The organism is Microvirga sp. 17 mud 1-3 (assembly GCF_003151255.1).
Taxonomy (GTDB): Bacteria; Pseudomonadota; Alphaproteobacteria; order Rhizobiales; family Beijerinckiaceae; genus Microvirga.
In genome coordinates this window covers 169765-196376 of record NZ_CP029481.1, presented here as the reverse complement: position 1 = coordinate 196376, position 26612 = coordinate 169765, and the positions used below count along the sequence as shown (strand labels likewise).

Annotated in this window: 22 protein-coding genes and 1 pseudogene; 17 read left to right on the top strand and 6 right to left on the bottom strand. The window is 57.9% G+C overall.

What is annotated here, in order from left to right; translation table 11 throughout:
* The first annotated feature begins 46 nt into the window (after positions 1–46).
* Both C4E04_RS00950 and C4E04_RS00945 read left to right on the top strand, forming a co-directional pair.
* On the top strand, positions 47–931 hold the full coding sequence (locus C4E04_RS00950; protein WP_109594093.1) for a glycine betaine ABC transporter substrate-binding protein: 885 nt from the start codon (positions 47–49) through the stop codon (positions 929–931).
* A gap of 292 nt (positions 932–1223) precedes the next feature.
* Positions 1224–1998: pseudogene (locus C4E04_RS00945) on the top strand (IS5 family transposase).
* A gap of 235 nt (positions 1999–2233) precedes the next feature.
* Here C4E04_RS00945 and C4E04_RS00940 read toward each other — a convergent pair.
* Positions 2234–2989 (bottom strand): glycerophosphodiester phosphodiesterase family protein, encoded by a 756-nt coding sequence (locus C4E04_RS00940; protein WP_162559226.1) that lies wholly within the window; start codon positions 2987–2989, stop codon positions 2234–2236.
* A 102-nt stretch (positions 2990–3091) separates the two neighbouring features.
* On the opposite strand from C4E04_RS00940, the gene C4E04_RS00935 reads away from it, so the two are divergent.
* Genes C4E04_RS00935 through C4E04_RS00905 form a run of 7 tightly spaced genes read left to right on the top strand, consistent with a single transcriptional unit; the run spans position 3092 to position 10002 of the window.
* Positions 3092–3943, top strand: coding sequence for a MurR/RpiR family transcriptional regulator (locus tag C4E04_RS00935; protein WP_109594088.1), 852 nt, complete (start codon positions 3092–3094; stop codon positions 3941–3943).
* 42 nt (positions 3944–3985) lie between these two features.
* Positions 3986–5584, top strand: a complete 1599-nt coding sequence (locus C4E04_RS00930; RefSeq protein WP_109594086.1) for an ABC transporter substrate-binding protein — start codon at positions 3986–3988, stop codon at positions 5582–5584.
* Positions 5585–6403 carry an ABC transporter ATP-binding protein gene (locus C4E04_RS00925; RefSeq protein WP_109594084.1) on the top strand — a complete coding sequence of 273 codons (819 nt, stop codon included), beginning with the start codon at positions 5585–5587 and terminating at the stop codon, positions 6401–6403.
* Between the two features lie 2 nt (positions 6404–6405).
* Positions 6406–7410, top strand: coding sequence for an ABC transporter ATP-binding protein (locus C4E04_RS00920; protein WP_109594082.1), 1005 nt, complete (start codon positions 6406–6408; stop codon positions 7408–7410).
* Entirely contained in the window at positions 7407–8177 is a 771-nt protein-coding gene (locus C4E04_RS00915; RefSeq protein ID WP_162559225.1) for a glycerophosphodiester phosphodiesterase family protein, read from the top strand. Before C4E04_RS00920 ends, C4E04_RS00915 begins: the two co-directional genes overlap by 4 nt.
* Positions 8174–9109 carry an ABC transporter permease gene (locus C4E04_RS00910; protein WP_109594078.1) on the top strand — a complete coding sequence of 312 codons (936 nt, stop codon included), beginning with the start codon at positions 8174–8176 and terminating at the stop codon, positions 9107–9109. The genes C4E04_RS00915 and C4E04_RS00910 overlap by 4 nt, the downstream gene beginning before the upstream one ends.
* 2 nt (positions 9110–9111) lie before the next feature.
* A complete protein-coding gene (locus C4E04_RS00905) occupies positions 9112–10002 on the top strand; it encodes an ABC transporter permease (protein ID WP_109594076.1) in 891 nt (296 codons plus the stop codon).
* 255 nt (positions 10003–10257) lie between these two features.
* Here the strand turns inward: C4E04_RS00905 and C4E04_RS00900 are convergent, their stop codons facing one another.
* Positions 10258–10728: a hypothetical protein gene (locus C4E04_RS00900; protein WP_162559224.1), complete on the bottom strand. Its 471-nt coding sequence runs from the start codon at positions 10726–10728 to the stop codon at positions 10258–10260.
* Positions 10729–11706: 978 nt separating this feature from the next.
* Entirely contained in the window at positions 11707–13086 is a 1380-nt protein-coding gene (locus C4E04_RS00895; RefSeq protein WP_109594072.1) for a PLP-dependent aminotransferase family protein, read from the bottom strand.
* 197 nt (positions 13087–13283) lie between these two features.
* Between C4E04_RS00895 and C4E04_RS00890 the strand changes: the two genes are divergently transcribed.
* The 7 genes from C4E04_RS00890 (at position 13284) to mnhG (ending at position 20126) form a co-directional block, all read left to right on the top strand.
* Positions 13284–13715, top strand: a complete 432-nt coding sequence (locus tag C4E04_RS00890; protein WP_109594070.1) for a DUF983 domain-containing protein — start codon at positions 13284–13286, stop codon at positions 13713–13715.
* Between the two features lie 374 nt (positions 13716–14089).
* Positions 14090–17014: a monovalent cation/H+ antiporter subunit A gene (locus C4E04_RS00885; RefSeq protein ID WP_109594068.1), complete on the top strand. Its 2925-nt coding sequence runs from the start codon at positions 14090–14092 to the stop codon at positions 17012–17014.
* On the top strand, positions 17011–17355 hold the full coding sequence (locus C4E04_RS00880; protein WP_109594066.1) for a Na+/H+ antiporter subunit C: 345 nt from the start codon (positions 17011–17013) through the stop codon (positions 17353–17355). Before C4E04_RS00885 ends, C4E04_RS00880 begins: the two co-directional genes overlap by 4 nt.
* Positions 17355–18989, top strand: a complete 1635-nt coding sequence (locus C4E04_RS00875) for a monovalent cation/H+ antiporter subunit D (RefSeq protein WP_109594064.1) — start codon at positions 17355–17357, stop codon at positions 18987–18989. Before C4E04_RS00880 ends, C4E04_RS00875 begins: the two co-directional genes overlap by 1 nt.
* Positions 18986–19474 (top strand): Na+/H+ antiporter subunit E, encoded by a 489-nt coding sequence (locus tag C4E04_RS00870; RefSeq protein ID WP_109594062.1) that lies wholly within the window; start codon positions 18986–18988, stop codon positions 19472–19474. The genes C4E04_RS00875 and C4E04_RS00870 overlap by 4 nt, the downstream gene beginning before the upstream one ends.
* Positions 19471–19752 (top strand): K+/H+ antiporter subunit F, encoded by a 282-nt coding sequence (locus C4E04_RS00865; RefSeq protein ID WP_109594060.1) that lies wholly within the window; start codon positions 19471–19473, stop codon positions 19750–19752. The genes C4E04_RS00870 and C4E04_RS00865 overlap by 4 nt, the downstream gene beginning before the upstream one ends.
* Positions 19749–20126: a monovalent cation/H(+) antiporter subunit G gene (gene mnhG / locus C4E04_RS00860; RefSeq protein ID WP_109594058.1), complete on the top strand. Its 378-nt coding sequence runs from the start codon at positions 19749–19751 to the stop codon at positions 20124–20126. The genes C4E04_RS00865 and mnhG overlap by 4 nt, the downstream gene beginning before the upstream one ends.
* A gap of 124 nt (positions 20127–20250) precedes the next feature.
* On the opposite strand, the gene C4E04_RS00855 is transcribed toward mnhG, so the two are convergent.
* Positions 20251–21954: a catalase gene (locus tag C4E04_RS00855; RefSeq protein ID WP_109594056.1), complete on the bottom strand. Its 1704-nt coding sequence runs from the start codon at positions 21952–21954 to the stop codon at positions 20251–20253.
* 413 nt (positions 21955–22367) lie between these two features.
* Here C4E04_RS00855 and C4E04_RS00850 point away from each other — a divergent pair, with 413 nt between their 5' ends.
* Complete coding sequence (locus C4E04_RS00850; protein WP_109594054.1) at positions 22368–23357, top strand: MBL fold metallo-hydrolase; 990 nt, start codon at positions 22368–22370, stop codon at positions 23355–23357.
* A 194-nt stretch (positions 23358–23551) separates the two neighbouring features.
* On the opposite strand, the gene C4E04_RS00845 is transcribed toward C4E04_RS00850, so the two are convergent.
* Both C4E04_RS00845 and C4E04_RS00840 read right to left on the bottom strand, forming a co-directional pair.
* On the bottom strand, positions 23552–24697 hold the full coding sequence (locus tag C4E04_RS00845; RefSeq protein WP_245416188.1) for a flagellin: 1146 nt from the start codon (positions 24695–24697) through the stop codon (positions 23552–23554).
* Between the two features lie 382 nt (positions 24698–25079).
* A complete protein-coding gene (locus C4E04_RS00840) occupies positions 25080–26252 on the bottom strand; it encodes a flagellin (RefSeq protein WP_109594050.1) in 1173 nt (390 codons plus the stop codon).
* Between the last annotated feature and the right edge of the window lie 360 nt (positions 26253–26612).

Here is a 26612-nt window from a genome sequence, read left to right as displayed (position 1 = left end):
GACCGATCCGTTGCTCACAAAGCTTAAGAGCCGAAAGGAGAACTTCATGCTCAAGACCTTCGCCCGGATCGCCCTTGCGGCGGCCCTGACTACAGGCCTTGCAGGCACGCTGCAGGCAGAGGAGAAGAAGCCGGTCAAAATCGGTTGGACTGCCTGGGCCGATGCAGAATTCGTCACTAAGCTTGCTAAGAAGCTCATTGAAGACAACTATTCTCAAAAGGTTGAACTTCTCCAGACTGATATTGCACCGCAGTATCAAGGTGTCGCAAAGGGAGATATTGATGCCATGATGATGGCTTGGCTCCCTGAGACACATAAGGACTACTGGAAGCGTGTGGGTGACAAGGCCGTGACTCTAGGGGTCCTTTATACGGACGCCAAACTCGGCTGGGTGGTCCCAAACTATGTTCCAGAGGACCAGGTGGCGTCCATCTCTGATCTCGCCAAGCCAGAGGTGAAAGAGAAACTCAACGGCAAGATTCAGGGAATCGATCCCGGTGCGGGCCTTACCCGCCTGTCGAAGGAAGCGCTTAAGACTTACGATCTGAGCGGGTATGATCTGACGACAGCCAGTGATGCTGCTATGGTATCGGCCCTTGATCGTGCAATCCGCCGAAAAGAATGGATTGTCGTGACGGGATGGAGCCCGCATTGGATGTTCGGCAAATATGAACTGCGTTACCTCAATGATCCCAAGCAGACCCTTGGCGGTGTTGAGCGCGTTTATGCGATTGCGCGCCAGGGCTTCCAGGGCGAGTATCCGGAGGTAGCTCAATTTCTGATGCGCATGCACCTTCCGCTTAGCGAGCTTGAAGCCGCAATGTCTGATGCGAATGAGTCGACTGTCGACAAGGCGATCGAGAACTATATTAGCGAGCATCCGACACGCGTGAAGTACTGGCTGACTGGCGAGATGAAATCCTCGTCGTGATACCTATGTGACGTCCTGTGGCTTTGTTGACCTAGCTTAGGTGACAAAAATGCTTCGCGCGATGCGAAGCTGCATTGCGAGGCTGGGCAGCCGCCTAGGATTTCTCAGCCTCGCAAGAGGGTACGCTAGCAACAATCGACCTTTCTAAACCATATGCGGCGAAGATCGGGCGCTCAAATTGAAGGCTCAGGGGATCGAGGGGCGCTTTAACCTCAAACATGCGTGCGAACCTACCAGGCGTCGCGAGGACCATCGCCTAGGGTCAAGATCTATTAGTTAGGCCTGAGGAGTGATTCAGTGCCTCCGTAATGGAGGCAGCGATGAGAGCGATCTGTTTCTGCCCAGCGAGCGCCCGTTGGCGCGGATCTCCCCGTACTTCCCGTTGGCTCATAGGGTCCCACGGGTCGATGACCGACGGGTGGTCAGTGGGATCGTCTACGTGATCCGCAACGGCCTGCAGCGGAAGGACGCGCCGAAGGAGTACAGGCCGCACAAGACACTCTGCAACAGGTTCGCGCTGGAGCAGGTTGGGCGTGTTCGACCGGATCTTCGCGGCCCTGGCCGGTGAAGGTCCAAAGCCGGAGCGGATCATGATCGACGCCACCCAGTTGAAGGCGCACCGGGCCGCGGCAAGCCTGCTCAAAAAGGGGATGTTCCCCGGCGTATCGGGCACACAAAGGTGAGCTGAGCTCCACGCTGTCTGCGATGGCGCCGGCAAGCGGATTATCTTGCTGTCGGAGGGCCAGATGAGCGACCACAGGGGCGCTCGGCTCGTGCTCAGCATGCTGCCGTCGGGCTCTACGCTGATTGCAGATCAGGGTTATGACAGCAACTGGCTCCGGGAGGCTCTTGTCAAGAAGGACATCACACCATGCATTCCGTCGACCAGGAACCGCAAGGTGCCGATAGCCTCCGACAGAGCTCTGTATCGGCAACGGTACAAGGTCGAGAACATGTCCGCCAAGCTCAAGGACTGGCGCCGGATTGCCACCCGCTATGACCGCTGCGCTCACACCTTGTTCTCGGCTACCTGCCTCGCGGCTGTCGCCGCCTTCTACCTCAATTAACAAGTCTTGAGCCTAGGGCAAGCTTGGTCTCCCGCCGAGCAGGATTGGTTCAAGAAGCCTCGCCGGGCAGCGCCATCCGGTTTAGTTACAGTTCCAGGAGGAGTTGCCTAAGGCGTCAAGCCCTGTCAATTCGTCGGTGCCCCGACGGATCAGCAGCACTTGAAAATCAAAAATTCTGTCGCACTATTGGTCAGCTTGCCATATCGAATTCACCGCAGTATCTCTTGTGCTGCCCTTAGCAATATCGTCCGTGACGGACCAAAATTGCGAGATCAGGTCTGTCCGTCGTAAATACCGAAACCCCAAGCTCGAATGCCTTTTCAATCGCGGGAAGGTCATTCGCGGCATAGGCTCCTAAGGCCACGCCAACCGCCCTGCACTGCTCGGCATCCCCTTCTCGAATATCCTCTATGCGGAGCGCGATTTCCCCGGTCCCGGCGTCCTTCGCCTTCCTGGCGCATTCGCGAATCTCACGGCCACCGGCATAGTACTCATCGCTCCGGATCAAGTGGATTGTCGGACTGTCAGAAGAAAGCCTTGCGATAGTCCGAAGAACCTCGAGGTCGAAGGCCGTTATCGTCGTGCGGTGGCGTACGCCGCGCTCGCCGAGCATGGAAAGGACCTCGCTCTCAATACCCAGATAGCGGCTCCTATCCTTTTTATATTTGACCTCGAGACGCAATCCAGGACGGCCGCGCGCGAGAATGTCGAGCACCTCCGGTAAGGTCGGGATTGTCTCTCCGTCGGTATCATGGAGCCGCCTATGCCTTAGGCTGCTCCATTCCATATCCGCAATAGCGCCCTCCCCTTCGCAGGTCCGCCCCAACACGGCATCGTGGTGGACCGTCAGGACACCATCCCGCGTCCGATGAACGTCAAACTCTATGAAGTCGACATCCATCTTTGCTGCATTGCGAAAAGCAACGCGGCTGTTCTCAGGCCAAAGTTGCGCGCCTCCACGATGGGCAGCGATCTGGGTCGATTTGGACACTTTCGGCTCTCCTGAGCGAAGAATAATAGAGCTGGCAAATTGTCTTGCAGTTTTCATAAATTGCAAGTTAACTTGCAGTGACCCTGAATTTCGGATGGACTCATGCTGATCGAGGACATCATCGCTGAGCGCCAGGCGGACCTAACGGCCTCCGACCGCCGGTTGGTCGACGTTCTTCTGACGGATAAGACCGAGGGCAGCTTTCTCGCGGCGCACGAAATTGCGGAACGGGCGGGGGTACACCCGTCCACTGCCGGGCGCCTTGCCCGAAAGCTTGGGTTCAAGTCGTACCGGCACATGCGTGACGAGTTACGCAACGCCGTTTTATCGGATCTCGATGCATCCAGAAGAATACGAAAGCGCGTCGACAGAGCCGTCGGCCAGACGCTGCTCCAGTCCGTTGTCGAAGGCGAGATTCAGGCTCTCAGCGGGTTGGTCACGCAGGTTGACCAGCCCACGATAGATGCGTCGACGGAATGGCTCCGCGAGGCCAGGCGCATTGTCGTGATGGGAGAAAGTCATGCAAGCAGCCTTGCAGAGATCTTTGTCCGGCGCCTTAAGCGCTCGGGATATCGTGCCGTAGCCGTTCCGCACCTGGACTGGGAAGCGGCCGATGAGCTGATTAGCCTGACGTCGGAAGATCTCCTATTTGGGATGATCTTCCGCCACCGGAGCACGGGCATCGAACGAGCCTTTAGGATTGCGTCTGAGGCAAAGGCCCGAACCATTCTTCTCACCGATCGCGTTGCGGCACCCCGCGCAGGTATCACGATGACCGTGCGCCGCGGGGAAGTGGGCGAGTTTCATTCACTGACCGTACCAATGGCGATCTGCAATACGCTCATTCTCGAGCTTTCGACAGCGGACAGGGGGCATTCTCTTGAAGCGCTCGCCAAGCTCGAACACCTGCGTTGCACATTCGAAGGAACCAGAAACGTCAGACGCAAGCGCTGATCAAGAGTGCCGCTTCGAGAAGGCGGCCAGGAGGAGGAAGCCATGTCAATGAAGAAGTATGTCCTTCGTGCCAGCCTTACGGTGCTTGGCACCGCAATGCTCTCGATTGCGGCTCATGCCGATGACCGCCCCAGCTTGACAGTCGCCGTGAACCAATTGGCAAGAACTCTCGATCCAGGCGCCAATACTGGGAACGTCGACGTTCGTATCTATTACTCGATTTTCGACACCCTGATCCGCCGAGACTTTGCGCATCCAACTCCTGAAGGCGGTGCGAAACTCGTGCCCGGTCTTGCCGAAAAATGGACGTGGACAACCCCGACGACCTTTGAAGTCAAGCTCCGCCAGGGGGTCACCTGCCATGACGGCAGTCCCTTTAACGCGGATGACGTGATGGCGACATTCTCGCCCGAGCGCCTTTGGGGAGCCGATGCTTATTATCCCGATGGAAAAGTCTATTTCAGCAGCCTGACGAGCGTCGATAAGGTCGATGACCATACCGTGCGCTTCACCACGGCCGAGCACGATGCCGTCCTGGAGCATCGTCTCTCGAGTTACATGTCTTTCGTGATCTGTAATGAAGCCTGGAATAGGTTCCGGAAGGACGGTGTCGATCATAAGAAGTGGATGGAGGAGGCCGAAGCGGCTCTCCGATGGAACCCAGTCGGAACGGGTCCATACAAGTTTGCCGACTACCAGAAGAATGATCGTATTCGGCTCGTGGCGTTTGATGCCTATTATGAAGGAAAGCCCGCTGCGAAAGAGGTCACGTTCAAGTCGGTGCCGGAAGTTGCCGCGCGCATTGCCGGTCTCGTCGCAGGCGATTTTGACATCGCAGTCGAAATCCCGCCAGATCAGTGGGAGAGCCTCAAGAGCTACTCAGACCTGACACTTAAGACAGTTCCGTTGGAAAACAGCCATGTCGTGGCCTTTAATACCAACGACCCCATCCTATCCGATAAGAAACTTCGACACGCTCTTAGCCTCGCTATCGACCGCAAGGCATTGATCGACGCCCTTTGGAAGGGGCAGACATTCACGCCGAATGGCTATCAGCTACCGAGCTTTGGCCCCCTCTATGACAAGGACCGTAAGGGTTATGCCTACGACCCCGAGCGCGCGAGGAAGCTGCTGAAGGAAAGCAGCTACAAAGGCCAGGAAATCTCCTACCGGATCATCCCGAATTACTACCTCTACAACGTTGAGGCCGCACAGATCATACAGGAGATGTGGCGTGATCTCGGTGTCAATATGCGGATCGATTTCGTCGAGAGCTTCAAGGACGTTCGTGCCAAGGGGGTCCAGATCTTCCCCTGGTCCAATACCTATCGCATTCCCGACCCGACCGGATCTCTCCTCGTCCTGTGGGGGCCTGAGTCCGATGCTCAGAACTCCCATAAACTCTACACGGCAAATCCTGAGTTCAACGAACTCAGCAAGGCTCTTTATACAGAGAGCGATCCGGCCAAGCGGCGGACAATCTATGCAAGAATGCAGGATTTGTTTGAGGACGACATGCCTATGACGATGCTCTACAATCCTGTCACCGGATACGCGATGAAAAAGACCGTCCATTGGGAGCCTTACGCCCAGTATTATATGGACTTTCGCCCGTCAAACCTATCGGTCGGGAAGAAGTGAATGGCACCTATCCTGTCCGTCGAAGGCTTGAGCATCGGTTTTCGAACCGATGCCGGCTTCGAGACAATGGTCCACGACGTAAGCTTCTCGGTCGAGCGCGGGGAGACTTTGTGCATCGTCGGCGAGAGCGGAAGCGGAAAAAGTGTCACATGCCAAGCCATTCTTGGATTGCTGGCGCGAAACGGCCGCCAGACCGGCGGCCGCATTCTCTTTGAGGGCCAAGACCTGTGTGCCATGTCAGAACCAGAGCTCGAACGGATACGCGGCAAGGGGATCGGCATGGTTTTTCAGGATCCCCTTGGATCACTGAATCCGGTGCATCCGGTCGGGAGCCAGATTCGTGAAGCCCTCAAGCTTCACACGCATCTCGACGAGGCAAGCCGGCAATCTAGAGCGGTCGAGCTGCTGCGCATGGTCGGAATCCCAGACCCTGAGCAGCGACTTGCTTCGTACGTGCATCAGTTCTCGGGCGGCATGGCCCAGCGAGTCATGATCGCAATGGCCCTTGCCTGTTCACCCATACTCCTGATTGCCGACGAGCCGACAACTGCACTTGACGTCACAATCCAGGCCCAGATTCTCGATCTCCTGAATCGGCTGAAGACCGAACTTGGAATGGGACTCCTCCTGGTTACTCATGATCTGGGAGTCGTTGCAGAAATGGCGGATGACGTAGTCGTCATGAGACATGGACAGGTCGTCGAGTCCGGGCCTGCGTTATCGATCTTCGAGCGCCCGCGGGGGGCCTATACCAGGGAACTGCTTGCCGCTATGCCGCATCTCAATCGAAAGGCGCCAATTTACCGGGAGCTTCATTGACCATGCTCCCCTCCTCTGGTCCTTTGCTAAAAGTCGAGGGACTTAAGCGCTATTTCGGAGTTCAACACGCTTCATCCGGCAAGAATGCAATTCGTGCGGTTGAAGACGTCTCGTTCTCGATTCGACCGGGAGAAACGCTTGGCCTCGTCGGTGAAAGCGGATGCGGGAAGACAACAACCGGGCGGATGATCGTCGGCCTTGATACACCGACATCTGGGCATATCCTGTTCCGCGGACAGGATCTTGCAGGCCTTACGCCCAAACTCTGGCGCGCCAAGCGTCGCGAACTGCAGATCATTTTTCAGAATCCGCAATCGGCCCTCGATCCTCGCATGCCGGTCCGGCGCCAGATCCGTGAGCCTCTCGACCTTCATAAAATTGGCACCCTCCCGGAGCGGGAGGAGATCGTTTCTCAACTGATGGAAGCGGTTTCCTTGCCACTGTCGCTCGGAGAGCGGTTTCCTCATCAGATTAGCGGCGGACAGGCGCAGCGTGTCGTCATCGCCCGGGCACTGACCCTGAAACCAAATCTCGTCGTCTGCGACGAGCCCGTCTCTGCTCTGGATGTTTCGGTCCAAGCTAAGATCATCTCACTCCTGGAATCTCTCCAGGCCAAACTGGGTGTTTCTTACCTGTTCATCTCGCATGATCTGCGGGTCGTCAAAATGCTCTGTCACCGCGTGGCAGTGATGTATCTCGGGCAAATCGTGGAAGAGGGGCTCACGGATGAGCTCTACGAGCGGCCGCTTCACCCCTATACGAAGGCACTTTTATCAGCGATCCCCGATATTGCCAGGGCATCCCAACGGGCCGCGCCTCGGCGCATCGTACTTCAGGGTGATCCACCGAGTCCCGCGGACCCTCCCGCCGGGTGTCATTTCCACACCCGCTGCCCCTTCGCTCGCGAAAGATGCAGGCACGAGAGGCCTGCACTTCGGCCGGTCCGGCACGATGGTGCGCACATGGCAAGGTGCCATTACGCCGAAGAAATCGAGACCACGTTATGAAGAGGCCTCTCGTCATTGCTCATCGCGGGTTCTCTGCGCGGTACATTGAGAACACCTTAACCGCGTATCGCGCTGCAGTTGCCGCCGGAGCAGATATCGTCGAAAGCGACGCACGTCTCTCGAAGGATGGCCAAGTGTGGTCCTGCCATGATGCCACTCTCCAGCGCCTGATTGGCGATCCGAGGGCAATTGCCGATCTCACGAGCTCGGATCTGTCGGCAGTAGAACTTCCTGGCGGCGAGCGGCTCACAACACTCAGGCAAGCTGTCAGGCAGATCGCGCACGAGAGACCTGTCCTCATCGACATCAAAACGGACGATCTCGATCTTATCGATGCCGTCGTCCGAGAGGTCAGGTCCTTGAATGCCGTGAAACATGTCTGGATCGGCGCGCGAAGCGTCGCGCAACTACAAAGAGCGAAGGCGACCGAGCCGGATCTCTCCCTGCTCGCCTTCCTCCCCGATTATGCAATGGCAAAGGAATTTGCGGAGGCTGGCGCCAGAGCGTTCAGAGTCTGGGAGTGTGATCTCGTCGACGGGGCCGCTGCGCCTCTTGTCGAAAGCCATAGGACAATCTGGGTAACGACCGGTGGCAGAGGTACGCCATTCCTGGTTGGAGACTCGTCGCCGGACAGTATCCGGCGCATCCTGTACCGGCGACCCAGCGGGATCTTGCTGAATGATCCCATGCTGCTGATCCAAAACTGCTCCGGACTGGGGACGACCTCCGCGGCCCCTATGGACCTTGCAGGCGGAGCCTCAACATGAGTGGGAGATTACTGACCACAAAAGCCATCCGTGGCGTTCTGACAATCTGGCTGATCGTGACCTTTACTTTCATTGCGCTGAACATGTCAGGCGATCCGATTGAGGCGTTGGTCGGCGACCAAGCCTCCCCAGCGGTGATCGCGCATTACCGGCAGAAATTCGGTCTCGATCGCCCCCTCTGGGAGCAATATATCTCCTATCTTGGCAATATTATTCGTGGAGATTTCGGTCTCTCATTGTCTGATCAGAAGCCCGCGATCGAACTTGTTGCTGCTGCGCTACCTTATACCTTGCGCCTGGGCTTGGTGTCTTTCATTGGTGGGCTAATCGTCGGTCTCATTTTCGGAATTGTCGCGGCCCTCAATCGGAATAGCTCGCTCGACCGATTTATCATGGGCTTTGCAGTGCTAGGTTTCAGCCTGCCAAATTTCTTCCTCGGCATTCTCCTAATCCTGCTCTTTGCACTCCACTGGCGTGTCCTTCCAAGTGCGGGAGCCGACTCCGCGTGGCATATTATTCTACCTGCCATCACTCTCGGGACTCATTTTGCCGGAATCTTCGCGCGGTTCGTTCGCTCCACAATGCTGGAGGTATTAAACAAGCAATATATGATTGCTGCGCGCGCGAAGGGTGCCCCTCATTTCCGGCGCGTTTTCTGGCATGCATTGCCGAACGCTGCGATTCCGATCATTACCATCGTTGGGCTGAAGTTAGGCGATCTCGTTGCAGGCTCTATCATTGTCGAAACGGTATTTGGATGGCCGGGCGTTGGGCGTTTGCTCGTAGGCGCCATAACGTCGCGTGATTTCGCAGTCGTGCAAGCCATCCTCATTATGGTAGCCGTGACGATGGTCCTAACGAACTTCGCCGTCGATTTTATCTACACGCTGATTGATCCCCGCATGCGGACCGCTCCTCAGGGAGGACGATGACTATGTCTTCTGCTTTGCTATGGCGCAAAAAGACAATCGGTCATCCGGTCAAGGCCGAAAAGCGCTACCCGATTATCGTTGTGCTGACGATGGCCTTCCTTCTGGCGATCTTCGTGGTCTTTTGCCTGGCCGACGTAATCGCGCCCTACGATTACCGGACACAATCGCTACGCCAAAGATTGATGTCACCAGTATTCCTTGGAGGAACCAACGCGCACCTTCTCGGCACGGATGAGCTTGGGCGCGATATCCTGAGCCGTCTGCTTTATGCTATTCGCTTCAGCATTCTCGTCGCACTCGGCGGAACAACTATCGGGGCTTTGATCGGAACCATTCTCGGCTTTCTAGCGGCCCATTTCCGCGGCTTCGTTGAAGAACTTATCATGATGCTGGCTGACGTCCAGGCATCGCTCCCCTTCATGCTGATTGCGCTTGCATTGATTGCTGCATTCGGCGGCAGCTTTGTGCTGTTCATCCTCATCATGGGCTTCTATGGCTGGGAGGTTTTTGCTCGTCTGACGCGCGGCGTTGTCATTTCTGCCAAAGAGCAGGGCTATGCGACAGCCATGATCGCCCTGGGCGCCCCTCCCCTTTATGTTTATACAAGGCATATCCTCCCCAACATCCTGAGCGTGCTTGTGGTACAATTCACGCTGAACTTTCCGCAGGTCATTCTGCTTGAGACATCACTTAGCTTCCTCGGTCTCGGGATCAGACCTCCACTGACGAGTCTCGGGCAAATGCTCGGAGCTGGCAGAGCCTATCTGACAACCGCATGGTGGATTGCGGTTCTCCCTGGAATGGTAATCTTCCTGACGACGATGTCGATCTCGATTTTAGGTGACTGGATCCGAGACCAACTTGATCCCACCCTTCGAGGGACGGGATCTTAAAATAGCTGGAGACAAATTTACTGTCCTGCTTCTGGGCCAGCGCCCGAGAACCACCGCGTCTGTCCTGTAGACTGTGAGCGAATGTGGTGGTGAGTGCGTATAGTTTATCGCGTCGCATTTGATATGATCGAGTAAGAACAACTCCTATCATTAGCTTTCGGCGACCTGGAGTTATCGAAGAGCAGTACGCTCGCGAACACATCCCAAATTGACTAAACGCCGGACGAAGACAAAGCTGCCGGGCACGCTCCCTCTTCATTCCTCTCCTATAAGCTTGCAGGCTATCTTGACCGGTGCCTGAGCGGCAGCGGCCACGTAGCCCTCAAAAATGCTACAATCAAGGAGATTATCCGGCCCCTTGCGGCGCGCCGAGTAGACGTTGACAAGAACCTCGACCCTGCGATTTCTCACCCAGTCAAGGCGACTGCGCGGAATGGCTTTTCCTGTCACTTGGACAAGCCGTTCGGTGCTTTCGACTGTGATCTCCTCGTTGCCGAGGAAGATATGTCCCTCCCCGTCTGCCTTTCTGCGGGCTGCAGGAGTCGGAAGGCCGGAAAAGAAGGCCGCGACAACGATGCCCTCCGAGAGCGCCGAGAGCTTAGTCGCTGCCTTGGGTGACAACGATAGGTCTACCGTGAATCCATGACTCTCAGCGGCGACCAATGGCGGTATGTTCAATGAGAGCATCATAATAGCAGCAGCACAAAAGCCCAATCTCCTGCTCATCCGCCCCTCATCCAGTTCACGGTCTTCTATGCTTCTGTACAGGCGTACCGGAGACGGTCAAGGTAGATCTGAATGGAGATTGGGATGAGGCAAGTCACAGAGAAGCCATCCTTAAGTTTGCATGCCTCCAAAGCGGTCTGCTTGGGACACGGAATAGCAGATAGTTCTAACTTACTGCTGAGAACATGAAGAGGAACAAGCGCTTCAAAGGACACCCTTCTAGTGAAGGTCCCTCGGCTGTCGTTCCTCGTGTCCACGATTTACTTAAAGAGCCTTGTACCCTTCGAGCACATGTTTCAACAAGCGTGAGATTCCGCTTTAGAGGATCCCGTCAAGACTCCGACTCCTCACCAGCCTCTGTTTCAGTTCCCACTTGCCTACGGCCCCTCAACCTTTCCACGAGTCCTCTCAGTATCACCTTTACATGGCCTATCACGGCCTCATCGCTTGCTTGTACGGTGCCTCTAGACTCCCTCATAGTTCGCCTCCCGGATGCGCAAGCGATGTCAAGTCAACCAAACGGTAGGCAATTGATCAGGTCTGAAAGTGCCCGGACGCACATACCATCGGAGTATTTGCCTGACGTGGCATCCCCCAAACTGGGGAGCTTTCTTGAAATCTATGGATGAGTGCTTGTTTTGAAATGGCTGATTACAGTGGACCGCGGCCCTGCTATTCTTCAAACAGCTAGCCCGTTGAGACATCGGGGTCTTAGAGGGGGTGTAAGCACATAACGCCCCCACCTTTCAGGCGCACAGATTAGCGCCGATTTATGGTATCCGCTTCCACGTCAAGCCGCTTCTCTAGCGACTGAAACTTCGCTGCAACAGCTATGAGCATTTGAGGCAACGTGCCAAGCGATGTTTCGGAGAAGTGCTTGCAGCCCGTATAGGCCAAAAGGTCTGTCCGCTGTTTTAGCCCATTGAGCCAAGAGGCCCTCTTTAACCAGTGCGCTACTACGTCTACTCTTCATGAGAGTCAGACGATGGAGGAGAGGGTACTGGGCCCATGTGCCAAGACTGCCGCGAGCAGGCTAAGTCCCCGCTCCAATACTGCTTGGCTTTGTGCTGCACCGAGAGACACTCGAATGGCTTCCACCGTCGAGCCAACTGCGAAGACTTCACTCGGGACTAGCGCGAGGCCCGACTGGCGTGCATAGAGATTAAGATCGCCCCGGCGCCAACGCTCAGGCAGGGCCAGCCACAGGTGATGGCCCTCCGGATGGGCTTGGAATTCAAGCCCTTGCAGGACCCTGCGCGCGATAATCTGACGGGCAGCGCTTTCCTCACGGATGGCCGCCGTGATGGCGTCGAGCGTACCGTCCAGAATCCACTTCGACGCCAGCGCTACCATGAGAGGCGGCGTCATCAGGCACGCCGCGCGGATCTCCGCCGCGAGGCGCAGTGTATCGGCTAGTTTCGGCGTGACAACATAGGCTGTCCGCAGGGCGGGGGTTGCGCATTTCGAAAGTGTGGCAATGTGCCAGACGATCTCTGGAGCCAGTGCCGCGATTGGCGTGTGACTTTGCCGGGGCAGCATTCCGTAGGCGTCGTCTTCAATAATCGCGATCCCGTGCCGTCGAGCGACACCAGCAATCGCCTCGCGCCGCTTGAGCGACATGGTTGCAGTGGTCGGATTGTGAATGGTGGGCACACAATAGACTGCCTTTGGCTTCTCACGTCCGCATGCTTCCTCCAGCGCAGCCGGATCAAGTCCCTCTTCATCCATGGCTATCGGCACCAGCCGCACCTTGAGCTGGTCGGCGATTGCGCGCAGGCCTGGATAGGTGAAATCAGGAGCACAGATTGCTTCACCAGGCTCGGTCAGAATCCGCATAATGGTATAGAGTGCTGTCTGGGCCCCCGCGGTCACTGCCACGCGGTCGGTTGAAACTCGCCCCAGGCGCAACCCGAGCCACCGGGTCCCAGCCGCACGATCCAGCCCCGCCCCGATGCTCTCCTGGTAGTGAAGACGCATCAGACCCTGGGGCGAATTGAGGATGCCGGCGACCCCTTCCTGGATTCTTTCCCGCAATCTCGCTTCGCGCGGCTGCGGAGGCATATTCATGCTCAGGTCGACGACCGGCAATTCCTCCGGGATGGCTTGGCCCGGAACCTCCTCACGAATATAGCTACCGCGGCCTGTATTGGCGTCGATCAGCCCCATTTTGCGCGCCTCATTGAAGGCGCGGGTTACCGTTGTGAGATCCACCCCAAGCTCCCTCGCGAGCTGGCGCTGAGGTGGCAGGCGTTGTCCTGGCTTGAGATGGCCAGACTGCAGGTCGGCCAAAAGGGCTTCCGCAATAGCCAGATATTTGGGACCACTTCTGTTCTCGATCCGTGGCGTCCAGGACAACATGTATTCTTGACCTTATTGTCTTGCAATTGTATGGGCCATCCAGGCCTACATTTTGCCTGCCCAAGCCCATCCATTCTGCAGATGGACCATCTTACATCTTAACATGCAATGAAACCACATTTTATTGTATGGGTGATCGATCCATACAAAACTGAACGTTCATAGAAGCCTAGACCATACACGGCAAGGGATTCGACATGACCAAAAAGCCCACTGCAAAGGATGCCATTCTCAACTTCGGCCTGAGATGCCGCTGTCCTCAGTGCGGGAAGGGCCGCCTGTTCGATGGCTTCCTGAATCTCGCGCGGCGCTGTGAAGTTTGCGACCTTGATTTCTCCTTTGCAGATCCTGCAGACGGCCCGGCCTTCTTCATCATGATCATCATGGGCATTCCGGCAGCGGCATTCGCCGTGTGGGTCGAACTCACCTGGGAACCGGCCCTTTGGGTGCATATGCTCACATCATTGCCCTTCCTGCTGCTGATCTGCATCCCACCTATCCGCCCTGCCAAGGGAATGCTGGTTGCGAGCCAGTACTTCCATAAGGCCGAGGAAGGCCGCTTCGTCGTTCAGAAGCGGACAACGACCGATAGCCGTAGTCAAACGGGTCGTCCGGAATCAACTAGCTGAAGGCTTCCACAGCGGCCTATATCGGCGAGGGGGTATGTATGGGGTCAGAAAGCGCCTCTCGCCCTCAACTATCGTTGCAAGCATGCCCAGGCGCATATACGCCTTCACCCCGCCTGCCCCATGCTCTACCTGTTTGTTCTGTCTCTGGCTGGAATGGCCCCATTCCCGCAGCAGACCCGCCCACCAATGTGGGCCTTCGAACTCATCATCCGCTTGAACGGGCCCCGGTTGCTATCTTGATGAGGCACCAGGAACGGGCATGAATTTATTGTGTCCGCCCTTGCCTCACTGCGCGCCTGTCAACCATATTGTGCGAGTTCGCCCCATTCTTGGAGTTCACCTGCGCTCCCGTCCGGAAGGAGATTGCCTAACCCATGCCCAGTGGTGTGCCACTCCTGGCCATTGTCGCGCTTCCCTTCATCGGGAGCCTCGTTGCCGCCTTCCTGCGGCAGAATGCCAGGAATGGCGCAGCCTTTCTGGCCGGCTTCACGGCCTTTTGCGGCGCCGTCGTCACGGCCATGCAGTATCCAAGCGTTTATCTAGGCCATGTCCTGCGTGTCGGAATAGAGTGGGTGCCGACGCTCGGTCTCGACCTCAGCCTGCGCATGGACGGCTTCACCTGGCTCTTTGCCATGCTGGTGACAGGCATTGGCTTTCTCGTGGTTCTCTATGCGCGCTACTATATGTCGCCCGAGGACCCCGTGCCGCGCTTCTTTGCGTTCCTGCTCGCCTTTATGGGCGCCATGCTCGGCATTGTGCTGTCCGGAAATCTTGTTCAGTTGGTATTCTTCTGGGAACTGACCAGCCTCTTCTCCTTCCTGCTGATCGGCTATTGGTATCACAATGCCAGCGCCCGAGATGGCGCACGTATGGCGCTGACGGTTACGGCGACGGGTGGCCTGTGCCTGCTCCTCGGTGTTTTGCTGATTGGTCATATCGTGGGCAGCTATGACCTCGACGAGGTATTGGCTTCCGGGAACGCAATCCGCAGCAGCAGCCTCTATCTGCCAGCTCTGATCCTGGTCCTGCTGGGCGCCTTGACCAAGAGTGCGCAGTTCCCGTTCCACTTCTGGCTTCCACATGCCATGGCCGCCCCCACGCCTGTTTCGGCTTATCTTCACTCTGCCACGATGGTGAAGGCTGGCGTTTTCCTGCTTACACTGCTTTGGCCCGTCCTATCCGGTACGGAGGCTTGGTTCTATTGTGTAGTGTCCGCAGGCCTCTGCACGCTCTTGCTCGGCGCCTATGCGGCTATTTTCCAGCAGGACCTGAAGGGACTGCTGGCCTATTCCACCATCAGCCATCTCGGCCTCATCACGCTCCTGCTCGGACTAGGCAGTCCACTGGCAGCCGTTGCGGCGATCTTCCACACCATGAACCATGCTACCTTCAAGGCATCGTTGTTCATGGCTGCTGGCATTATCGATCACGAGTCCGGCACCCGTGACATCCGGCGCCTGAGCGGCCTGTTTCGATTCATGCCGATCACTGCCACCTTGGCGATGGTTGCGGCCGCCGCCATGGCCGGCGTTCCTTTGTTGAATGGCTTTCTCTCAAAGGAAATGTTCTTCGCCGAAGCCGCTGCGTTCCACATCGACTCACTTCTCGACCACTCGCTTCCATACTTCGCCATGGTGGCGAGTGCCTTCAGCGTGGCCTACTCTCTGAGATTCATCCACGGCGTGTTCTTTGGACCGCCTGCCACGGACCTGCCTCGCAAGCCGCACGAGCCACCACACTGGATGCGCCTTCCCATTGAGCTGCTCGTCCTGACGTGCCTGCTCGTCGGCATCGTACCGGCGATGACCATCAAGCCATTTCTCTCGACAGCAGTCCGCGCGGTGTTGGGGCCAGACACGCCCTACTACAGCCTCGCGATATGGCACGGCTTCAACGAGCCCTTGCTTATGAGTGTGCTCGCTCTGTCGGGCGGTGTCATTCTATACTGGCTGTTGCAGGGATATCTGGCGAAGGGCATCGAGGGCCCGCCTCTGGTGCGCCGCCTCAAGGGCCAACGCATTTTCGAGCGTGTGCTCGTGACGCTCTCGTGGCAATGGGCGCGCTCGCTGGAACGACTGTTCGGCACACAGAAACTTCAACCGCAACTGCGGCTGTTGGTGGGCTTCACAGTGCTCGCTGCGCTCTGGCCGTTCTACCGGCAAGGACTAGAGGCGGGTTCCCACGCAGGCGCCGCCTTCGATCCTGCCTTTCTCCTGCTGTGGATTGTCGGAGGCCTTTGCGCCATCGGCGCGGCGTATCAGGCCAAATACCATCGCCTCGCCGCCATGGTCCTGATGGGCGGGGCAGGACTGGTAACCTGTATCACCTTCGTCTGGTTTTCAGCGCCAGATCTCGCCATTACCCAGCTGCTCGTCGAAATCGTTACAACGGTGCTCATCCTTCTCGGTCTACGCTGGCTGCCGAAGCGGATCGAGGTCGCTGGCGAAGGCCTTTCCGCGGGATTTCAGGCAAGGATACGCCGTGCGCGGGACTTGGCTCTCGCCGTAGCGGCGGGTGCAGGCATGATGCTGGTCGTTTACGCTATGCTCACGCGGCCCCTGCCGGATACCATCTCGCGCTATTTCGTCGAGAATGCCTATGCGGAAGGGGGCGGCCGTAACGTCGTCAATGTCATCCTCGTCGACTTCCGCGGCTTCGACACTTTCGGTGAGATCGTGGTGCTCGCCGTAGTGGCAATCACTGTCTTCTCCCTCCTGCGCCGGTTCCGGCCCGCGCCAGAGAGTGCCGCTGCACCCGAACAACAGCAGATCCAGGATGCCCACGATTGGGCCAGGCCGGACCGCACAGTCGGCGATACGTTGGCCGACTATCTTACGATACCGGGACTGATCATGCAGTGGCTATTTCCGGTGATTGGGGTGGTCGCAGTTTACCTCTTCTTGCGCGGACATGATCTGCCTGGCGGAGGCTTTGCGGCCGGCGTCACCATGTCGATCGCTCTCATCCTCCAGTACATGGCGGGTGGAACCCGCTGGGTAGAGGCGCGCCTGAAGGTTCGCCCTATCGTCTGGATGGGTCTTGGTCTGCTCTGCGCCGCCTTCACCGGTATGGGCGCCTGGCTTTTCGGCTATCCGTTCCTCACCTCGTACTTCCAGTATCTGGACCTCCCCGTCATCGGCAAAGTTCCGGCCGCCACGGCTCTCCTGTTTGATCTCGGCGTGTTCTCCGTCGTCGTCGGTGCGACGGTGCTTATCCTGATTGCGCTTGCGCACCAATCGATCCGAACCCCGCGAGCCGGCCGCCCGAGCATTTCTGCCGCAACGAAGGAAGGAGCATGACAGAGCTCATTTTCTCACTTGCGGTCGGCATTCTCACCGCCTCGGGCGTCTGGCTCCTGCTGCGCCCGCGGACCTTCCAGGTCATCATCGGGCTATCCCTGCTATCCTATGCGGTTAATCTGTTCATCTTCGGGATGGGCCGGCTGCGGACCGGGGCGCCGCCGGTCATCGCGAACATCGAGGCCATCGATCCAGCGCTATACACTGATCCCCTCCCCCAGGCCCTTGTTCTTACTGCAATCGTCATCGGCTTCGCGATGACGGCACTGTTTCTCGTCGTTCTGCTGGCCTCCCGCGGCCTTACGGGAACCGACCATGTCGATGGCCGGGAGGATACGTAATGAAGGGCTTAGCCGAACATTTGATCATCGTGCCGGTTCTGCTGCCCCTGCTCTCCGGGGCCGTCATGCTTCTCCTCAACGAGCGCAGCCGCATCATCAAGGGCGGGATCGGTGTCTCTACGACGGTTGCCTTATTGATCGTATCGATCATGCTGCTTCGCCTGGCCGATCTGGCCCCCGCGACTTCGGGCGGTCCTGGCGTGAGCGTATACCAACTCGGTAATTGGCCAGCACCCTTCGGCATCGTGCTGGTGCTGGACCGCCTTTCCGCGCTGATGCTGGTGCTGACGAGCGTGCTGGGCCTTGCATCACTCCTATTCTCGCTTGCGCGGTGGCATCGCGCAGGGCCCCGGTTCCATACGATCTTCCAGCTCCAGCTTATGGGGCTCAACGGCGCCTTCCTGACGGGGGACCTCTTCAACCTCTTCGTATTTTTCGAGGTGCTGCTCGCCGCGTCCTATGGCCTCGTTCTCCATGGAGACGGGATCGTCCGGGTCAAGGCAGGGCTTGCCTACATCGCCGTGAACCTGACGGCATCCTTTCTCTTCCTGATCGGTGCCAGCCTTGCGTACGGCGTTACCGGCACACTCAATATGGCGGACCTCGCCATTAGGGTTCCCGCGCTCGCTTCTGGGGAGATTTCGCTCGTGGCCGCAGCGGCGGCGATCCTAGGTACCGCCTTCCTGATGAAGGCAGGTGCATGGCCGCTCAATTTCTGGCTCCCGACGACCTATGCTGCCGCCTCTGCGCCTGCGGCCGCCATGTTCGCCATCATGAGCAAGCTCGGCGTCTATGTCATCCTGCGCCTATGGACGCTGGTATTCGGACCGGAGGCCGGGGCGCTTGCCGGGTTTGGTGGCACGTGGTTACTCGTGGGGGGCATGTTAACCATCGTGTTTGGCACGGTGGGCATTCTGGCCTCCCAATCCCTGCCTCGGCTTGCCGGCTGCAGCGTTCTGGTTTCATCCGGAACACTGATCGCGGCCATCGGGACCGGGAACGAAACCGTCATCGGCGCTGCGCTGTTTTATCTGGTCAGTTCCACTTTGGGGATCGCTGCCCTTTTCCTGCTCATCGAATTGGTCGAGCGTCTGCGCGACCCAGGCGCTGACGTACTTGCCGTTACGATGGAGGCTTATGGCGGAGGGGACGACGACGAGCCACAGAATGATGAAGTTGGCATTGCCATCCCGGCGACCATCGCCCTCCTCGGAGGCAGCTTCATCGCCTGCGCCCTGCTCCTCTCAGGCCTGCCTCCGCTCTCCGGATTTATCGCCAAGTTCGCCATCATGGCCGCAATGTTCAAAGTGGAGGGTCCTGCCGTTCAGGCCACAACCTGGACCATGGTGGGCCTCCTGACCGTATCAGGTCTGGCGACCTTGATTGCCATGACACGATCCGGCATCAGCAGCTTTTGGGCGCGCATGGATGACAGCATTCCTCGAGTTCGGGTCATCGAAATGATCCCTGTGCTTGCCCTCCTGCTCCTTTGCTTTGGCCTTACCGTCGCCGGCGGGCCGACAATGCAGTACATGGAGGCGACGACACAGGCCCTCCGCATTCCTCAAGGTTATGTGAAGGGTGTGCTGACGCCGGAAAGGAGCGGGCCAGGGCAAGGAGAGGGCAATCAATGAACTGGCTCCTGCCCTATCCTCTGCTTTCCGCCGCGCTGCTCGGTCTTTGGCTTCTCCTGAACCAGACTGTGTCGGCGGGCCACGTGGTGCTGGGAAGCGTGCTCGCCGTCCTGGCATCATGGGCAATGGCAGCCCTACGACCTGAGAAGGCCAAGATCCGCCACCCGGGCGCAATCTTGCACCTCGCAGGTCTAGTGCTGATCGATATTCTCCGCTCGAACATCGCAGTTGGCTGGATCATTCTACGCTCCCGGAAACCCGGCGGTCACGCAGGATTCCTGGCGATTCCGCTTGAGCTACGCAATCGTCACGGGCTCGCGATTCTCTCCATCATCATCACTTCTACGCCCGGAACGATTTGGGTGAGCTATGACCCTGCCAAAGGAATTCTGCTGCTGCATGTATTGGATCTCGTCGACGAGGCAGCATGGACCCGTCTCATTAAGGACCGCTATGAGCGGCGATTGATGGAGATATTCGAATGAGCGTTGCCATTCTAACAGGGGCCATCACCATCGCTCAGGTCTTGCTCGGCCTAGCAATGTGCTGCGCCACCTATCGTCTGATTGCAGGGCCTCGCGCCCAGGATCGGATTCTCGGGTTGGACACTCTCTATGTGAATGCCATGCTGATGCTGATCACATTCGGGATCCGTACCGCCAGCATGATTTACTTCGAAGCAGCATTAATCATTGGGCTTCTCGGCTTCGTGGCAACCGTCGCCCTCGCCAAATTCCTCATGCGCGGCGAGGTAATCGAATGAGCGGCTTAGACGCCCTGCCTGCTTGGGCTGCGCTCCTGACGGCCCTTCTTGTGCTACTGGGAGCCGTCGTTACTCTAATCGGTTCGATCGGGCTGCTGCGGCTCAACAGTTTCTATTCCCGCGTTCATGCCCCGACCCTCGGTACAACTGTGGGCATGGCCAGTATCTTGGCCGGATCCGCCCTTTACTTTAGCGTGATCGATGCACGCCCCGTCATTCATGAAATCCTGATCGCTATATTCGTCACCTTAACGACACCGGTAACTTTGATGCTGCTCGTTCGGGCCGCCCTTTACCGTGATCGGACAGAAGGCAGCGGTGACGTTCCGACCGAGGAAACAGCAGAGGACGCGATCCTACGGACCGAAGACTGAAGCGAGGATATAGCGGCATATTTGCCTGCTCCTCATACGCTATTGGTTCATTGGGCACTCCCAAGGGTGCCGAGATGGCAGACATCGTCCTGATTGCCGCCTCTCCTAAATGCCGTCACGTATTTTATTCAGCAGCTTGGCTTTTGAGAGTACCGCTCATACCGCCGAGAACCTCCTCGGCCGAAGCTTTGTGGTTTTGCACCGAACTCGTCCATTGACCCCAGACACTCGGATCAATTTTGTCGCCGTTCCGGCCCATATTCTTGAGCCGCTGTTGCTCATCACCCGTCAAGGCCTGAGTTGGCAGCGGTGGAAGGTGGCGGACGTCTTCAGCTTTTAGACCGACCATCGCGCCGACACGCCTGCCATAGTCATCATGGATCATGAACAGGTGCCATACCATGCGCTCTTGTACGTCCCGCTCGCACTGTCCGAGGAGAGTGCCCATGTTGAGCACCAAGTCATCACGCTCCCAATCCATCATCGTGCAATAGCGCCCGCGTGCTTGGAGATAGTCATTCCGTCTATCGATCACACTGCGGGTCAGCCGACCGCGGATCTCAGGTGGATTGTTCGGCTCCTGTCGCGGGGCCTCATGTAGGCCATTGTGGATCGATGGCTCGTAGTTCACATGCGGGTTCTGTCCAGGTGCCACGTCACGACGATAGGACATCTGCCCGCCATTCAGGTTGGTCGAGACATGGGCATTCTTGGCTTGGTTGACCGGCAGCTGGAGGTAGTTCGTGCCGACGCGGTAGCGCTGGGTATCCGAGTAGGAGAATGTCCGCCCAACGAGCATTTTGTCGTCCGAGAAATCGAGACCGTCCACCAGCACGCCCGTACCCATGGCGATCTGTTCGTTCTCGTTGAAATGGTCCTGGACATTGCGATTGAGCGTCATGACGCCTACGTGCCGCAGTGGGAAATCCCTCTCCGGCCAGATCTTGGTATCGTCTAGCGGATCCCAGTCCAGCTCAGGATGATCATGATCCTCCATGATCTGGACATAGAGATCCCATTGTGGATGGTCGCCGCGCTCGATGGCTTCGTATAGGTCTTTGGAAGCAGAGCCGAGATCCTGGCCCTGAACCTTGGCGGCCTCTTCGGCCGTGAGGCTGGCGACGCCACACCGCGGATGGAAGTGGTATTTCACCAGGACGGTATCGCCCTTGGCGTTGACCATCTTATAGGTGTTGACGCCGAATCCTTCCATGTGCCGGTAGCTTGCAGGAATGCCGCGCGGGCTGAACAGGTGCGTCAGCATATGCATGGATTCCGGCGTCTGGCTCATAAAGTCGAAGATGCGGTTCGGCTCTTGGCGGAAGGTTACCGGATCGGGCTTCAGAGAATGGATCACGTCCGGGAACTTGATGGCATCGCGGATGAAAAACACAGCCAGATTATTGCCGACAAGGTCCCAGTTGCCGTCCTCCGTATAGAACTTCACCGCAAAGCCCCGTGGATCACGGGCGACTTCCGAGGAATCGCGGCCGCCGATCACCGTTGAGAACCGGATGGCCAGCGGCGTCTTCTTGCCGGCGTCCTGGAAGAGCTTCGCGCGAGTGTATCGGGAGGCAGGTTCGTCACCGATTTTTCCGGAGGCCTCGAACTCTCCGTAACATACGAAGCCACGGGCATGGACGACGCGTTCCGGAATGCGCTCACGGTCGAAGTGAGTAATCTTCTCAAGGAATTGATAGTTTTCCAGCGTAGCTGGGCCGCGATTGCCAACGGTGCGCTGAGACTGGTTGTTGACGATCGGGTGCCCCTGACGGTTCGTCAGAACTTGGCTGGACGGTTTCGAGGGTGTTTTGGGGCTCTTATCCATGGCAAGCTCCATGAGGCTCTGGACGACAATATGATCGCAGACTGAGCGCGCATTAAGGCCATAGGATTAGGGCAAGAATTCACCAAGGGAAGAGCGCTTCTGGAAAGATAATAGTCCCATTGAGGACGGACTCACGCTTCAAGCCTTGCCGTTTCAAGTATCATTGTAACAATAACTGCTCTTCGTCTCTCTATGCATTGCACAATGTTCATCCCCCTCAACCGCATAGAAGAAGATTTGGCTCGGCGCTCGTTACCTCATGCGGCAGAGAACGATCATAACGCAGCCTCGCGCTTATCCGGACCGTTGGTGGAAGGAGCGTGAGAATGCCTAGGCGAAGGACGGGATTGGCTTCGATCCGGCACCTGTGCCAGCATTGCGCTACTCTGGCAGGCTGAGGATACGGGGCGCTCATGAGACCGATTGCATCAATCGTTTCGCTGTCGATGCTTTTGAGCCCCACAATTGCCCTGGCGGGCCAGGGTTTCGACGTGATTGTCCTCGGTGCTCTGGGCGGCATCCAGGACGGTAACCTCAGCTCCTATCTCATCCGGCCCCATGGGGATCGCAACGCCGTCGCCTGCGATGCAGGCAGCCTGGTCAATGGCCTAAAGATCGCTCAAGAAAAGGGCGTATTCGAAGATGTCGAGTTGCCAGAGGGCTCAACCGACAGTGTCGTCGGGCATGTGTTGAAGCATGATATCAAAGGCTATCTGATCAGCCATGCGCATCTCGACCATATCGGTGGATTGGTCATTGCCTCGCCGGATGACAGCAAGAAGACAATTTACAGCCTGCCATCGGTGAGCGCCGCTCTCGAGCAGAGCTACTTCAACTGGGTTGCTTGGCCCAACATGCTGGATCGCGGCCGGCAACCGCACCTGAAGACATATCATCTCGAGGATTTAGCGCCGGGGGAGGCGAAGGATCTTACGGGAACGAGAATGACGGTCACACCCTTCCCGCTCAATCACGCGGGAAGCGAGTCGACAGCCTTTCTCATCGAGAGTGGAGATGATGCCATCCTTTGCTTCGGCGATACGGGCCCTGACGAGGTCCAAAAGGCCTCCAACATTCAGGACCTCTGGAAGGCTATTGCCGGCAAGGTAAAACAGCGGAGGCTGAGGGCCATCATCCTGGAGACGTCATACACCAACGATCGGCCCGATAGTCTGCTCTTTGGGCATATGACGCCGAAATGGGTTCACCAGGCATTGCGCGCGTTGGATCGGGAAGCGGGCGGTAACGCGCTGAAGGACCTGTCTGTTGTCGTGAGCCACATCAAATATTCCCTGGCTGCGGATCAGCCACAGGAGGCTATCCGCAGAGAGCTCGAGGCGGAGAACGATCTCGGTGTCCGGTTCGTATTTCCGGAGCAGGGAGCGCTGCACCACTTCCAGTAACGCTGTGGACCAACTCTCTTTCATCAAACAGGCGTCAGATTTCTTCTGCGCTAGACACGGCCAGATGCCCTAACCGATTTGGCGAAACGATCGGGCGGTTGCTCGACCCCTTATCGGGGCAGAGAGTGTGTTAAACAAAAAAAGCCACGCTTCAAATGAAGCGTGGCTCGAAAGTATTTTTTAACGTGGGCTTTTTAGCCCTGGAAGAGCGAGAGGATGCTCTGAGTGCTGCCGTTGGCAATGCTCAGGGCCTGAACGCCCAGCTGCTGCTGAACCTGCAGTGCCTTCAGACGGGTCGATTCCTCTTCCATGTCCGCGTCCACCAGCGTGCCAATCGAACGCTCGTTCGCCTTGATCAGCGACTCGACGAAGGTCGTCTGAGAGGTGATCTGGGTCTTGTTGGCGCCGAGCGTGGTCGCGGCGTCGGTCATGGCGCCCAGCGCCTTGTCGACCGCCGCCACATATGCGCGCAGCTTCGAGAGGTCCTGGTTCTGGATGGTCGAGATGTCAATCGTGTCGATGGACAGCTCGTAGTGCTTGTAAGCGCCATCCTCGTCCTTGCCGAGAACGCCCCACTGCTTGTTCAGGATGCCGCCTTCGCCGTCGACAGCCGCAACAGCAGCATCGTTGGCCGTGTCAATGGCGTCCGAGTAGGTCTTCTTGGCAGCGTTGTAGTCGCTCTGAGCAGTGTCGAGAGCCGTCTTGGCCGCGGCGTCCTTAATGCTACTTTCCCAGGTTGACTGCGCGGTCTTCCAATCGGTCTCGGCCGTCTCCCAAGTCGTCTTAGCAGCCGAGATGTCGGCGTCCGCTGCAGCCGCAGCATCGGCGGGATCCGTCTTCTTGTCGTACAGCTTCGTGTCGTCGACCGAGATAGTGATCGTGTCGACGCTGATCTTTCCGTCGATGCGTGTGAAGGAGGCGACAACGCGGCGGTCCGAGACGTAGTTACCGGCGGCGGAGTCGGTGGAGAGCCAGTTCTCGCCCGACACCACGGAGGCGTCAGCAGTCTGCTTGAGCTCCTTCAGCTTGGCGTCGATTTCGGTCTGGATCTTGGCGCGGTCGACGTTCGGCGACAGGCCTGCCGTCAGCTTGGCCTGGATGTCTTTCATCAGCTCGATCGAGCGGTTCATGCCGTTGAAGGCCGTGTCGACCGAGGCGGCGCCGAGGCCGAGGGCGTCCTTCACCGCACCGAGCGAGCCGTTGTCGGCGCGGATGGTGGTGGCGATCGACCAGTACGCCGAGTTGTCCGAGGCGTCGCCCACCTTCAGACCGGTGGAAATCCGGGCAGAGGTCTGGTCAAGCTGTCCTGCGATGCTTTTCAGCGTCGTCAGGGCGGTCATGGCGGAGGTATTCGTCAGAAGGCTAGACATGGCTGTCCCTTTGGATGAGCAGATGATGCGGGACGGACCACGGCATCGGTCATCCCATTAAATACAAAGCTGAGGGACATACCGGACTTGTACCGGTATAGCAGGGCGGCATCATGCCTTCGAGCAGGATTCCATTTCGGGCCTGCTCAACCTGCTATGAACCGGATATTTGCACCCGAAGCTTGCGCGGAGCTTGCGCGACGTAGGGGGATTGCCTTTCCAAGCTCCCCGGAGCTTCGCGCCCGCGAACACAAGCCTGCGCTTTCCAAGAATACTCTAAAATAGAGAGGCCACGCCGTTGCGGGCGTGGCCTCATAGGTGGCTCCGGACAAGCCGGGAACCGGGTGAGCTCTTAGCGGAAGAGCGAGAGGACGTTCTGAGTGCTGCCGTTGGCAATGCTCAGCGACTGAACGCCGAGCTGCTGCTGAACCTGCAGTGCCTTCAGACGGGTCGATTCCTCTTCCATGTCCGCGTCCACCAGCGTGCCGATCGAACGCTCGTTCGCCTTGATCAGCGACTCGACGAAGGTCGTCTGGGACGAGATCTGGGTCTTGTTGGCGCCGAGCGTGGTCGCGGCGTCGGTCATGGCGCCCAGCGCCTTGTCGACCGCCGCCACATATGCGCGCAGCTTCGAGAGGTCCTGGTTCTGGATGGTCGAGATGTCAATCGTGTCGATGGACAGCTCGTAGTGCTTGTAAGCGCCATCCTCGTCCTTGCCGAGAACGCCCCACTGCTTGTTCAGGATGCCGCCTTCGCCGTCGACAGCCGCAACAGCAGCATCGTTGGCCGTGTCAATGGCGTCCGAGTAGGTCTTCTTGGCAGCGTTGTAGTCGCTCTGAGCAGTGTCGAGAGCCGTCTTGGCCGCGGCGTCCTTGGTGCTGCTATCCCAGGTTGACTGCGCGGTCTTCCAATCGGTCTCGGCCGTCTCCCAAGTCGTCTTAGCAGCCGAGATGTCGGCGTCCGCTGCAGCCGCAGCATCGGCGGGATCCGTCTTCTTGTCGTACAGCTTCGTGTCGTCGACCGAGATAGTGATCGTGTCGACCGAAACATTGCCGTTCTCGCGGGTGAACGACGCCACGATCTTACGATCCGAGACGTAGTTACCGGCGGAGGAGTCGGTGGAGAGCCAGTTCTCGCCCGACACCACGGAGGCGTCAGCAGTCTGCTTGAGCTCCTTCAGCTTGGCGTCGATTTCGGTCTGGATCTTGGCGCGGTCGACGTTCGGCGACAGGGCCGCCGTCAGCTTGGACTGAACTTCCTTGAGGAGGTCGATCGAACGGTTCATGCCGTTGAAGGCCGTGTCGACCGAGTTCGCACCGAGGCCGAGGGCGTCCTTCACCGCACCGAGCGAGCCGTTGTCGGCGCGGATGGTGGTGGCGATCGACCAGTACGCCGCGTTGTCCGAGGCGTCCGCCACCTTCAGACCGGTGGAGATCCGGCTGGAGGTCTGGTCAAGCTGTCCTGCGATGCTTTTCAGCGTCGTCAGGGCGGTCATGGCAGAGGTATTCGTCAGAAGGCTAGACATGTGGATTGTCCCTAAGAAAGCAACACATTTTGGCGGGACATACCGGACTTGCACCGGTATAGCAGGGTTGCATCATGCTATTGGATGGGGCCCGCAGGCAGGCCATCCAACCTGCTATCTATGGAAGCAGCCGGGCCTAAGGGGCGGGCTGCAAAGTGTGTCCGAAGACCCTATGAATGTGGCAGGAGCCGGTGCACCTGTCAACATCCGCGTGGCGAGAATCCAAGCGTTTACTTAGCGTTAATACTAACAGCCGGAGGTCGCGCCCGGGTTTCGCTATGGGAGCAACATGTCTCTTCTTATGAGGAAGACTTATCGTTAACCCTCGTCCCTGCGCTACATCAGTTAGTATTCTCTGCA